Below are 11,663 nucleotides of genomic sequence, written 5' to 3'. Positions count from 1 at the left end.
GGGGGCATGAGCATTTTGGTCTCCCCGCACGAGCTTCGTGACAAGATTTACCACGGCGACAAGACAACTATCCTTGCCTCCCTTTGGGCTCCTGGCGAAGGAGAGTCCTTCAATCAGTTCTCCTCCCTCCACGTACCGACTGCCCAGTATGCGGACGCCGCCTCTGCCTTCGTGGGCCTGCCGGGCTCCAAGGTGGGCCGCAACCCACTACCACTGGCGGAGAAGGTCCAAGAGTGGGTTGACCACTGGGGTCTGCGTGAGGGCTACGAGGTCGTCGTCTACGACGAGGGCCGTGGCCTCTTCGCCGGCCGCGCATGGTGGACGCTGCGCTGGGCGGGCGTGCAGAACGTCCGCATCCTTGACGGCGGCCTGTCCAACTGGCGCGCCCAGGGCATGCCTACCCTCACCGGCCCGGGCAACCTGGGTATGACCTCAGACATCACCGTCCAGCCAGGTTCCATGCCCACGGTCACTATCGATGAGGTCAAGGAACATACGGGGCTGCTTCTCGACGCTCGCACGCGCAACCGCTTCGCCGGCCGCCGCGAGAACCTCGACCTTAAGGCCGGCCACATCCCGGGCGCGGTCAACCTGCCGGAGCGCCTCTTCCACACCGACGGTGTGACCGTGTGGCGCTCTAAGGAAGAAATCCTTGACATCCTGGGCGAACACGGCGTTACCAAGGAGAACACCGACGGCGCTATTATTTACTCCGGCTCCGGTAACCACTCTTCCTTAGCCATCGCTCTCTTCGAATACGTGGGCTTTACGGGCCTGCGACACTTCGTGGGTGGTTGGTCTCAGTGGTCTGCGAACCCGAAGAACCCCGTCGAGCGCGGCGACCGCGACCACGTCTAAGCGCCCCGCCCTCGTCCCGAGCGATTAAGCTCAGCCAGTCGACTAAGCTCAGTCAGTAATGTCTTTCGTACTCTTACTTCTCGCCGCCGTCGCGCTCCTAGCAGGCCTGCTCCTGCTCTGGTGGGACCAGCGCCAGCGCGCCGAAACCTCGGCCGCTGATGCCGCACCGTCCACCGACGAACAGCTGCCTGAGCAGCCCACCTCGGAGCCGGAACCGCAACCTGAACCGACACCTGAGCCCGAGTACGATCTCGCTCCCGAGCCGGAACCGATGCCTGAGCCACTGCCAGTAGCAAAGCCGGCAGCGGACCCAACCCCGGAAGTAATCTCAGAGCCAGAAACTGGCGCCGATACCATGACTGCGGAACCGGCCCCGGCACCCCGCTTTGCGGAGCGAGCCGAACGTGCCAAGCAGCTAGTACCCGGCAGCGCTCGCCGCGAGCGGAAAGCTTTTGGCCAACAGCGCGGCTGGGAGTATGCCAAACACGATTCCTACCTTGCTGATGAGTGGACCCGTGGCGCTGCCGCCCGCGGCCAAGAACCGAAGGACATCATCGCTGGAACCGTTCGCGGCCATGAAACGCTGCTCTTCGATATGGGCGCTATCCCCATCATGGCCATGCGTACTGGCGCAGCCTCTGACATCGTGATTGATTTCCGCCGCGTAGGGGAGACTGTGGACACTTTTTCCGATGACCTCGTCCACGTGTGCACGGAGGAAGGCTTTGACGTCTTCGCCTCCGAAGCCGGCGTGGGCCAGCGCCTCATCGATGACCGCGTTACCCGCGCCTTGCGCGCGCTGCCCGCTGTAGTCACTGCTGCGTGGATGGAAGGGGAGTGGGTCCTTGCCCAAACCACCAAGCAAGCTCGTAGCACCGAATGGGAAGAGATGCTCGAACCACTTGCGGTGTTGGCTGATACCGCCCGCGTCCTCCCGCCGCGCTCCGAAGCTACTCAGGTGCTGCGCGTAGACGAGCTCGACCCGAGCCGTGACATTCCCGCACCTCCGCAGCCAGAGCCCACTGGCCCTACGGCCGTCCCTGACCGTGACGCCTCCGTCGGTGCTCCCAATATCCAGCGACCAACTGAACCTGTGGTCATGCCGAGCCGCACGACGAGCGAAACACATGGCCCCATCGACCACACGAGCCTTGGCGCGGACGAGGTTGACGCCATCGCTGATGGTCGCGAACACCCAACCCACGAGCAGAACCAAGCCCGCCTGCCGCGCCGCTTCGATGGTGGCTCATCTATTTTCGACTAGTCAGCGCCATGAGTAGTTCGCTGCGAGCACTGCAGCCCGTGTAATGGTCTGCTACTTGGAAGAGGGTAGACTACAGGGCGGATTTTTAAAGGCTAGAGACAGCCACACACCGAAGGAGCGCGCGATGAGCCTGGATCAGCAGAAGAAGCAACGCCTAGCAGAACTGGTAAAGGAGCTGGCCGTCGTCCACGGTAAGGTCACGCTGTCCTCCGGCAAGGAGGCTGACTACTACGTTGACCTGCGCCGCGCTACCTTGCAGCACGAGGCATCCCGCCTCATAGGCTCCTTGTTGCGTGAGCTCACCGCCGACTGGGACTTCGCCGCTGCCGGCGGACTGACCATGGGTGCTGACCCAGTCGCGCTGTCCATCATGCATGCTGACGGCCGCGACATCGATGCTTTCGTTGTGCGCAAGGAAGCCAAGAAGCACGGTATGCAGCGCCAAATTGAGGGCTTCAACGTGGAGGGCCAGAAGTTACTCGTCGTGGAGGACACCACCACGACCGGTAACTCCCCGCTGACCGCCGTTAAGGCCCTGCGAAACGCAGGCGCTGAGGTCGTTGGTGTGGCCACCGTTGTGGACCGTGATACCGACGCCGGTGCAGCCATCGCCGCCGAAGGTTTGGAATACCGTTACCTGCTGGGCCTTGAGGACCTCGACCTTGCCTAATCCCGGCGACATCGCTCACCACAACGAAACCACTGACGCCAAAGGCCCCACCGAGTGGAACGAAGGACGCCACGGCGTCGGCCCCTGGGAAGGGCCGCTGCCCGAAGGGCCAGAAGCGGATAAATACGACCCAGAGCTGCTGGCTGAAGGCGACCGCCGCAACGTCGTGGACGCCTACCGTTACTGGTCGCGCGAGGCCATCCGTGCGGACATCGATACCCGCCGCCATGCCCTTCACATCGCCATCGAGAACTTCGAGAACGACGCCAACATCGGCACGGTTGTGCGCACGGCCAACGCCTTTGCTGTCGACACCGTCCACGTCGTAGGCCGCCGCCGTTGGAACCGCCGCGGCGCCATGGTGACCGATAGGTACCAGCACCTCATGCACCATGTGGACGTCAATGAACTTATGGCTTGGGCTGCCGAGCAGGAGCTCACCGTCGTCGCTATCGACAACACCCCCGGGTGTGTGCCTCTCGAAACCGCAGAGCTGCCTGAGCGCTGCCTTCTTCTCTTTGGTCAAGAGGGCCCCGGTGTGAGCCAAGAGGCCCAAGACGCAGCGCTAATGACGTGCTCCATCGCCCAATTTGGCTCCACGCGCAGCATCAATGCGGGAGTGGCCGCAGGTATTGCCATGCATGCGTGGATTCGACAGCACGCCGACTTGTCAAAAGCATGGTGAGACCCCTCCCACTATGTTTACATGTGAGGTAACGAATTCACATCACAGAATGATGGGTTAGACGTGAAAGAAAAATGGGCACACCGTGCTGACCTCGCGGAGACAGCCATCAACGAGCGCCATGCGAGCGCTGTGTGGGGCTTGCCGCGTACCAACCTTGCAGTGGTGAGCTGGCCGCCTACCACCAAGGAATCGCTCTTTGTCCATTGGCACTACTGGTGGCAGGCCCACTACCTGGATTGCCAGGTTGATGCCGCACTGCGCAAAAACACCAAGGTGCGCCGGACGCTTATTGCCAACACCATGCGCGGTATCCATGTGCGCAACCTGCGCGCGCTGACAAAGAATCGTTACTACGATGACAAAGCTTGGATGGCCCTCGCCATGGCCCGCGCCGGGGAGCTGAAAAAGTTGCGTCCGTACAAGAAACTCAGCGTCCTGCAGGGCAACATTCGCGCCGGTATCGACTCCCAGGTGGGAGTGCTGCCGTGGCGCGAAGGTGAGACCTTCCTCAACGTTCCTTCCAACGGTCCCGGGGCCATCATGCTTGCTCGCATGGGGCGTTTGGACGAGGCCCGCCACATCGTGGACTGGATCTACGACCACCTCATCGACGATGACGGATTCGTTATGGACGGCATCCGCATGCGCATGGACGGCCGCGAGATTGTTCGCGCCATCCATCCCTACTGCCAAGGCGTTGTCCTCGGTGCTTGCCTGGAAATTGTCCTTGCTCTGCGCAAGAAGTCAGGACTGACTTCCTTGGAAACCATCGACACCATCTACGAGGCTGACTTGGCCAAGGACATGATGGATTACACCACCCGCATCCGCAGTCTCGTTCAGGCTGTGGCCACTGGCATGGCAACCCATACTGGCGTTATTGACTGGAAAACCGGTGACGGCGATGGCGGCCTGTTCAAGGGCATTCTTGTGCGCTACCTCGCAGACGTGGCCGTACGTCTTCCTGGTGATTCGCCTGCCAATCGTGCCACGAAAAAGCTGGCGGCACGCCTTGTTATCAGTTCTGCTGAGTCCGTGTGGGAGCACCGCCTCGAGGTCGACGGCCTTCCCATTTTTGGCTCCGACTGGACTGCGGACGCGAAGCTGCCCCACAACTACGGATTCGGCCCGTCGAGTCTAGGCCAGAAGGTTGGCATCATCCGCGTGGCCGAGCGTGATTTGTCCGTTCAGTTGTCCGGTTGGATGCTACTGGAGGCCTGCGCCCGAATTTGGAAGCACAAGGAAGAATCCAAAAAGGTACAAAACTCCTAGTGGACCTGTATCACTGCGCACTGGGATCACCCCCTTAAGTGAGATCACACCGTATCGCACGGCGAAAACCAACATCGATAGGCATACTTGGGTGTTGGAACGTGTTGTTTCGCCGAACAGCGAGGTAGCACGGCTTACTGCACAGCAACTCCAAAGGATGGATCTTTATGCCAATCGCAACCCCTGAGGTCTATAACCAGATGCTCGATACCGCCAAGAAGGGCGGCTTCGCATTCCCGGCCATCAACTGCACCTCCTCCGAAACCATCAACGCAGCACTCCGCGGCTTCGCCGAGGCTGAGTCTGACGGCATCATCCAGTTCTCCACCGGCGGTGCCGAGTTCGGTTCCGGCCTGTCCGTCAAGAACAAGGTTGCCGGTGCAAGGGCACTCGCTGCCTTCGCTCACGAAGCAGCACAGCACTACGGCATCAACGTTGCGCTGCACACCGACCACTGCCAGAAGGAAGTTCTGGATGAGTACGTGCGCCCGCTCATCGCCCTCTCCCAGGAGCGCGTAGACCGCGGCGAGCTGCCGCTGTTCCAGTCCCACATGTGGGACGGCTCCGCTATCCCGATCGATGAGAACCTGGAAATCGCTCAGGAGCTGCTGGAGAAGGCAAAGAACGCCAACATCATTCTCGAGGTTGAGATTGGTGTCGTCGGCGGCGAAGAGGACGGCGTTCAGGCTAAGGCTGGCGCTAACCTCTACACCTCCCCGGAGGACTTTGAGAAGACCATCGATGCCCTCGGCACCGGTGAGAAGGGCCGCTACCTGCTGGCTGCAACCTTCGGCAACGTCCATGGCGTGTACAAGCCGGGCAACGTGAAGCTGCGTCCGGAGGTTCTGGATGAGGGCCAGAAGGTTGCCGTCAAGAAGCTTGGCCTTGAGGACGGCGCCCAGCCGTTCGACTTCGTCTTCCACGGCGGATCCGGCTCCGAGAAGGAGAAGATCGAGGAGGCTCTGCGTTACGGCGTTATCAAGATGAACGTTGACACCGATACCCAGTACGCCTTCACCAACCCGGTCGCTCGCCACATGTTCGCCAACTACGATGGCGTCTTCAAGATTGACGGCGAGGTGGGCAACAAGAAGGTCTACGACCCGCGTTCCTACATGAAGAAGGCAGAGCAGGCTATGGCTGACCGCGTGGTTGAGGCCTGCCAGGACCTGCACTCCGTGGGCAAGACCGTTTCTAAGTAACGGTTCGCGGGCGCTGTTGCTCGGCGCCGTCGCTTTAGTAAGACGCCCCAAGCCAGCGCACGAACGAAGCACGATAGCTCCCGAATCCATCCGGTTCGGACAGCTATCGTGCTCATTTTTGCATCGAGCCCCGGAAACCCAAGTCAATGCCTGCAGCCGAACGCGTAAAATACGGGAATCATGGGAGCGCAAGAGTCATCGTCGAGTACCGTCAAGCGCGTTCGCAGGACAACCCGCGAGCAGCTGCGGCTAGTAGATAGGTCTTTAAAGTCACGCTTTACGCGCGTGCGCAACCGGCTGGTCTACATGATCCAGTGCACCCTTGGCGCTGGACTCGCGTTCTATGTCGCACACGATTTCTTCGGCCACGAGCAGCCCTTCTTCGCCCCGATGGCCGTCATCATCATTCTGGGCCTATCTGGCAGCGACCGCATTAAACGTGCAGTCGACATGGCCATCGGCGGTGTCATCGGCGTTCTCGTGGGCACGTTGCTCGTAGATGCACTTGGCACTGGACCCATTCACATGACCATCATTATTGGTCTGGCGTTGATTATCGGTTCCCTCGTCACCGGCTCGCAGTTGGTGTCCAATCAGATTGTCATCGCCGCCATCCTCATCGCCACGATTTTGCCCCCGACGGAGATGGGCGGAGTCTCCCGCGCGATTGACGCCATTATCGGTGCGGTCATTGGCCTGTCCATGATCATGCTCATCCCCAATTCGCCTCTGCGAGCGGGCCGAACCGAGGTGTCCAAGGTTTTAGGAATCACGTCATCGGTGCTCGTCGATGTGTCGAAAGGCCTAGAGGATAACGACCCCGACCGCATCCAAGAAGCACGTGATGCTGTGCGCGGCACTCAGGATGACATAAACAACATGCTCAACGCTACGAAAGGTGGTGCGGAGACCGCACGTTTGTCGCCGTTCCTGTGGGGCTCGCAGCGCAACGTCCGCTCCTTGGAGCGTGTTCTCACCCCCGTCGATAACGTTGTCCGCGGCACCCGTGTGCTGTCCCGCCGTGCGCTCGTCCTGGCTGAAGATGATGATGAAGCAACCCCGGAGCAGGTCGAGCTTATCGACGACATCTCGGACATCATGATGGAACTCTCGGAGCTCTATAGCCACCAATCCGCGCGGGAACGCCGCGTGGATGAGGCCCACGCCATCCCCGACATCGTCCACCGCCTGCGCCAGCTAGCGGCACGCTGCTCTGTTGACATGGCGGGGGATAAGCCGGTTCTATCCGCTTATGCGGTGCTGGCACAAACGCGCTCCATCATCGTGGACTTGCTCATGATTTGTGGCATGTCTCGCGAATCTGCGGTGGCGCAGCTTGTGCCCACGTCGAAGCACCCAGCCTTCCCGCCGGAGGTGCTCGAGGACGAGGATTAAGGATGACTAGGGCCGCACTATTTGCAGGTCGCGCAGGTGACGGTAGAACGTCACGCGTTTGACTGGGCGCGGTGCGCGGATGCCATCGACGCTGACGCTCAGCTCTGGCCCGCCTGCTTGCACGGCTCTTCCCTGCACCACACTATCGGGGTCGAGTTGTCCCGGCTGTGCTTGTTTGCGGAGCCGAGCGAATAGTCCCCGCCGTGGCTCAGCTTCCGCAGTAAAGCTCGATACCGCCTTTGCCGCCACGATGCCCGGCGCATCGGTCATGGGCACAAGGCGAGCGCCAAAGACATGCTTCTCGCGGTCCGCGCGCAAAAGCACAGCATCATCGACGATAATCTCACCCGTAATCTCCTTCCCTGACCATTCCGCAATGGTGGCAGAGCCCGCAACGGCCAGGCCCGCATCATTTCGAATGAGCGGTACTGGTTTAACCGGCGCACTCAGCGCAAATGAGAGAGCGTCTTCTGCGGATGTAGGCAGCCCCCAATTCATCGCTGCCGTGGATGTCTCCTCGGTTGGCACGAAGCCCACCTCAGCCCACAGATAGTCCGCACGCACCATTCGAGTGAGCACGGAACTCAGCGCCGCATCACTGCCTACGACGACCACACGCAACGGCTCGCGCAAGAACCGTGCTTGCGGTGCTGAGCCGGGCTGTCCTAAATGATCCACATCCGGCTGTGCAGCGATCTCATCGAGTGTTGGGGTCGGGTCCTCCGGTAGGACCTCCTTTGCCAGTGCGTCAAGCTCCTTGAGTTCGGCACGCGTCGGAACCTCGCTCACGTGCAGGCGCCGTACCTTTAGTCCTTGCTCTTCGGCTTGGGCAAGGGGAGCGGAAGCGGTGCCTGCGGCTTGGCCACCGCAGTATAAAAGCGCACAGAACATACAAGGATCATAGAAGCCCTATCTACAAAGCAGTAATGGCGGGCAATTAACCAACCGCGAAACGGGGAGCCTTGCCCAATGCTGTAGTGCGCATCACAAGGGCTGGGTAGTCTGGCAGTCAAACCCCACAAGGTTTCCTACATCGAAGAGTTCCAGCAGAGTCCTATCTACCCCTTGGAGGTTTCTCACTGTGTCTGCTCGCATGACTACTCTCGCACTCCTCTCCGCTACGGGCCTGGCGCTGAGTGCCTGTACTTTTGGCGGAGGCTCTGGTGACAAAGCCGGAGAACCCGCTTTCACCACAGCGGCGGCAATGACCCTGGCAGAGTCGAGCTCGGAAGCACCCACGACCTCGAGTACCGCATCCTCCAGCAGCTCGGCCTCGTCAACCTCGAGCGCTAACTGCGGGGAAGGCACGAAGCTGGAAGACACTGAACTCGGCAAGGTATTGGAGAACAAGGAAGCCTACGTGAAGGGCTCCAACGAGAAATTCGAGGACCTCACCGTCGGTGAGGACGAGTACGATCCGTGCAAGTTCCTCAGCTACGTGGTGCTGGAGGGCAAGTTCGGTGGAGAATCCGTTAAAGTCCCTGCTTTCTTCGTCAATGGCAAAATCTATAGCGAGGATGCTCTTTACATCACATCCTCCTCGTTCGAGGTCAGTGAGGACGGGGAGGGCTACACCTATGAGTCCGAGACTGACGGTGACATTGTTGGTGTTGAAGGCAAAGTTTATAAGCGGCCAGGCACCGAAGCACCTATGATGGATGACTCTTTTGACGGCGTGAACTCTGACATCTTCTACCTTGACGTGAAGTCTGAACCCACTGAATCTGCGGACTTGGCTAAGGATGAAGAAGACCTCCGCGGCGAAGAGCTCTTCACTATCGCTGCCGATGGCTGGAACATGATCTGCGGAATCGCTGAGGAACATAACTCTATTGACTGTGCGCATGGCGATGGCGGGGGCTGGGGTGTCAAGGGCGGTAAGACCCCACTCCCAGACGATATTGAATTCAATATGGTGAGCTTCCTGCCGCTGGAGGGCAATACCGAGTTCAGCCAGTATGATGACGATATCCCAACTGACGGCAAGAAAATTGAAGGCAACGGGCTCTACCGAATCGGTATCGGTGACATAGAAGCCCAGATCGCCGTTGTCGATGACAGCATCATCGTCAGCACCCCAGACAGGTCGAGGCTGATGTTCACCAACGACACCATCTACTTCGATAACGAGGAATCGGGCGGTGGCGACGCGAACACCGAAAGCGTCTAGTCAGCCCCACGCTTAATTCCCCGCGGACGGCGCATAGTGCCGCCAGTGCTCTAATTCTTGATGACCTTGTCACAAACTCACCACCACACAAGCAGGGCAGGTAAAGTAGGTGCGTATTTGACTTCAATAACTAGGAAGTGACACCAAAATGGCAGCGATCGTCATCGTCGGCGCCCAGTGGGGCGACGAAGGCAAGGGCAAGGCTACTGACATCCTCGGCGGCAAAGTCGATTACGTAGTTAAGCCTAACGGCGGTAACAATGCCGGCCACACCGTCGTGGTCGGCGGCGAGAAGTACGAGCTGAAGCTCCTTCCCGCCGGCATTCTTTCTGAAAACGCCACCCCGGTTCTGGGCAACGGCGTGGTGATTAACCTGGAGGCTCTCTTTGACGAGATTGATGGCCTCGAAGCCCGTGGCGCCAACGCGTCGCGCCTGCGCATCTCCGCCAACGCACACCTTGTAGCGCCGTACCACCAGACGCTTGACCGCGTGCAGGAGCGCTTCCTAGGCAAGCGCGCCATCGGCACCACCGGTCGCGGTATCGGTCCGGCGTATGCCGACAAGGTTGCGCGCATCGGCATCCGCGTGCAGGACATTTTCGATGAATCCATCCTGCGCCAGAAGGTCGAATCCGCCCTGGATATCAAGAACCAGATGCTGGTGAAGATGTACAACCGCAAGGCTATTGAGCCGGAGCAGGTTGTGGAGTACTTCCTGAGCTACCGCGACCGCCTGCGCCCGATGGTGATTGAGGCCGAGCTGGAGCTCAACCAGGCACTGGATGAGGGCAAGCACGTCCTCATGGAGGGCGGGCAGGCCACCATGCTGGACGTCGACCACGGCACCTACCCGTTCGTGACGTCATCGAATCCGACTGCGGGCGGTGCCTCCGTGGGCTCCGGTATTGGCCCGACCCGCATTACCACTTCCCTGGGCATCATCAAGGCCTACACCACCCGCGTGGGTGCTGGCCCGTTCCCGACCGAGCTTTTCGATAAATGGGGCGAGTACCTGCAGACCACTGGCGGCGAAATCGGCGTCAACACTGGCCGCAAGCGCCGTTGCGGTTGGTATGACTCCGTTATCGCCCGCTACGCCACCCGCGTCAACGGCTTCACGGATTATTTCCTGACCAAGTTGGATGTGCTCACCGGCATCGGTGAAATCCCCATCTGCGTGGCCTATGACGTTGATGGCAAGCGCTACGATGAGATGCCCCTGACTCAGTCCGAGTTCCACCACGCCGAGCCCATCTTTGAAACCATGCCTGCCTGGGATGAAGACATTACTGACTGCAAGACTTTTGACGACCTCCCTCAGAAGGCTCAGGATTATGTCCTGCGTCTAGAGGAACTCTCTGGCTGCCGCATCTCCTACATCGGTGTCGGCCCTGGCCGCGACCAGACCATTGTGCGCCACGACGTTATGGAAGATCAGTAGTCTGAGTATGTGACCCGTATAAGTATTACTTATACAGCCGCCACCCCCGCTTCCTTGGGGCTCGCTGTCAGCATTTTTCGCTGCAGTCGCCGCGAGGGGCGGGGTGTTTTTCTCAATACAATGCCCTTATACGTAGGGGGTAAGCCCTGCTTGTTGACGTCTCTCCTACTTCGTCCTGTGTAAAACACCCCCGCACAGACGTGCTTTTTGTGGCTAGAGTTACGAATGTGACCATGTGAGTTATTTCACGGAAAATTTGGCGTGTCATGATTGAGGCCTATATCTGCAGGTTGATGGTGTTTACGTAGCTATAGCGATGGAATTATTTCTTCAAGAGACTTTTAAGCTTGCTGTGCGGTTTTCCAAATGATCTAAAAGAGATAGCATCTTAAAGGAGTTAACTTACTGTTCCCTGGATTCTCTGACCTCTGTCTGGGGTATGAATGTGAGTCGCTCTCGGTTGCGCAAGCCGGTCTGAACCCTTGTGCGGTCACGTTGTCCCTAGCGTGACCATCTCTTTATAAGTCTTAAGGAAAGGACTTCTTGGTATGGCTAAGAAGAATGTGACGCGTGCTGTTGTGCGTCGCCGCGGTACCAGTATTGCTGCCGCTGCTCTCTCTGTGGCGCTGGTTGCGCCGTTTGTACATCCGGTAGTTTCCCCGCAGTCTGCCGCAGAGGCGCAGGCTCAAACCTCCGGCACGGT

General features: G+C 59.5%; 10 protein-coding genes. 9 read left to right on the top strand and 1 reads right to left on the bottom strand.

All coding sequences use genetic code 11. The annotated features are described in order from the left end of the window. The first annotated feature begins 6 nt into the window (after nt 1-6). The 7 genes from NX84_RS00050 to NX84_RS00020 all read left to right on the top strand — a co-directional run bounded on the left by NX84_RS00050 (nt 7) and on the right by NX84_RS00020 (nt 7,349). Nucleotides 7-858 (top strand): sulfurtransferase, encoded by an 852-nt coding sequence (locus NX84_RS00050; protein ID WP_039672487.1) that lies wholly within the window; start codon nt 7-9, stop codon nt 856-858. A 58-nt stretch (nt 859-916) separates the two neighbouring features. After that, nucleotides 917-2,122: a type III secretion system chaperone family protein gene (locus NX84_RS00045; RefSeq protein ID WP_039672484.1), complete on the top strand. Its 1,206-nt coding sequence runs from the start codon at nt 917-919 to the stop codon at nt 2,120-2,122. Nucleotides 2,123-2,246: 124 nt separating this feature from the next. Then, nucleotides 2,247-2,792, top strand: coding sequence for an orotate phosphoribosyltransferase (pyrE, locus tag NX84_RS00040; RefSeq protein WP_039672482.1), 546 nt, complete (start codon nt 2,247-2,249; stop codon nt 2,790-2,792). Beyond that, nucleotides 2,785-3,477 (top strand): TrmH family RNA methyltransferase, encoded by a 693-nt coding sequence (locus tag NX84_RS00035; RefSeq protein ID WP_231913734.1) that lies wholly within the window; start codon nt 2,785-2,787, stop codon nt 3,475-3,477. The genes pyrE and NX84_RS00035 overlap by 8 nt, the downstream gene beginning before the upstream one ends. Nucleotides 3,478-3,540: 63 nt before the next feature. Beyond that, on the top strand, nt 3,541-4,752 hold the full coding sequence (locus NX84_RS00030) for a glycoside hydrolase family 76 protein (protein WP_039672480.1): 1,212 nt from the start codon (nt 3,541-3,543) through the stop codon (nt 4,750-4,752). A 167-nt stretch (nt 4,753-4,919) separates the two neighbouring features. Then, nucleotides 4,920-5,954: a class II fructose-bisphosphate aldolase gene (fbaA, locus tag NX84_RS00025; RefSeq protein ID WP_039672478.1), complete on the top strand. Its 1,035-nt coding sequence runs from the start codon at nt 4,920-4,922 to the stop codon at nt 5,952-5,954. Between the two features lie 180 nt (nt 5,955-6,134). After that, complete coding sequence (locus NX84_RS00020; RefSeq protein ID WP_039672476.1) at nt 6,135-7,349, top strand: FUSC family protein; 1,215 nt, start codon at nt 6,135-6,137, stop codon at nt 7,347-7,349. Nucleotides 7,350-7,355: 6 nt separating this feature from the next. Here NX84_RS00020 and NX84_RS00015 read toward each other — a convergent pair whose 3' ends face one another. Beyond that, on the bottom strand, nt 7,356-8,240 hold the full coding sequence (locus NX84_RS00015) for a hypothetical protein (RefSeq protein ID WP_039672474.1): 885 nt from the start codon (nt 8,238-8,240) through the stop codon (nt 7,356-7,358). A gap of 202 nt (nt 8,241-8,442) precedes the next feature. Between NX84_RS00015 and NX84_RS00010 the strand changes: the two genes are divergently transcribed. Together NX84_RS00010 and NX84_RS00005 are read left to right on the top strand one after the other, a co-directional pair. Then, nucleotides 8,443-9,519 (top strand): hypothetical protein, encoded by a 1,077-nt coding sequence (locus NX84_RS00010; RefSeq protein ID WP_231913735.1) that lies wholly within the window; start codon nt 8,443-8,445, stop codon nt 9,517-9,519. Nucleotides 9,520-9,667: 148 nt separating this feature from the next. Further along, nucleotides 9,668-10,960 (top strand): adenylosuccinate synthase, encoded by a 1,293-nt coding sequence (locus NX84_RS00005; RefSeq protein ID WP_039672472.1) that lies wholly within the window; start codon nt 9,668-9,670, stop codon nt 10,958-10,960. Nucleotides 10,961-11,663: the final 703 nt, after the last annotated feature.

Source organism: Corynebacterium minutissimum (assembly GCF_000805675.1).
Taxonomy (GTDB): domain Bacteria; phylum Actinomycetota; class Actinomycetes; order Mycobacteriales; family Mycobacteriaceae; genus Corynebacterium; species Corynebacterium minutissimum.
Note: the sequence above shows the minus strand (reverse complement) of the source record. Positions and strands in the feature narration are given on the sequence as shown.

Coding starts and splice junctions, on each gene's coding strand:
- NX84_RS00045 (WP_039672484.1), top strand. CDS start 917: ATGTCTTTCGTACTCTTACTTCTCGCCGCCGTCGCGCTCCTAGCAGGC.
- NX84_RS00050 (WP_039672487.1), top strand. CDS start 7: ATGAGCATTTTGGTCTCCCCGCACGAGCTTCGTGACAAGATTTACCAC.
- NX84_RS00015 (WP_039672474.1), bottom strand. CDS start 8,240: ATGTTCTGTGCGCTTTTATACTGCGGTGGCCAAGCCGCAGGCACCGCT.
- NX84_RS00020 (WP_039672476.1), top strand. CDS start 6,135: ATGGGAGCGCAAGAGTCATCGTCGAGTACCGTCAAGCGCGTTCGCAGG.
- fbaA (WP_039672478.1), top strand. CDS start 4,920: ATGCCAATCGCAACCCCTGAGGTCTATAACCAGATGCTCGATACCGCC.
- pyrE (WP_039672482.1), top strand. CDS start 2,247: ATGAGCCTGGATCAGCAGAAGAAGCAACGCCTAGCAGAACTGGTAAAG.
- NX84_RS00010 (WP_231913735.1), top strand. CDS start 8,443: ATGACTACTCTCGCACTCCTCTCCGCTACGGGCCTGGCGCTGAGTGCC.
- NX84_RS00005 (WP_039672472.1), top strand. CDS start 9,668: ATGGCAGCGATCGTCATCGTCGGCGCCCAGTGGGGCGACGAAGGCAAG.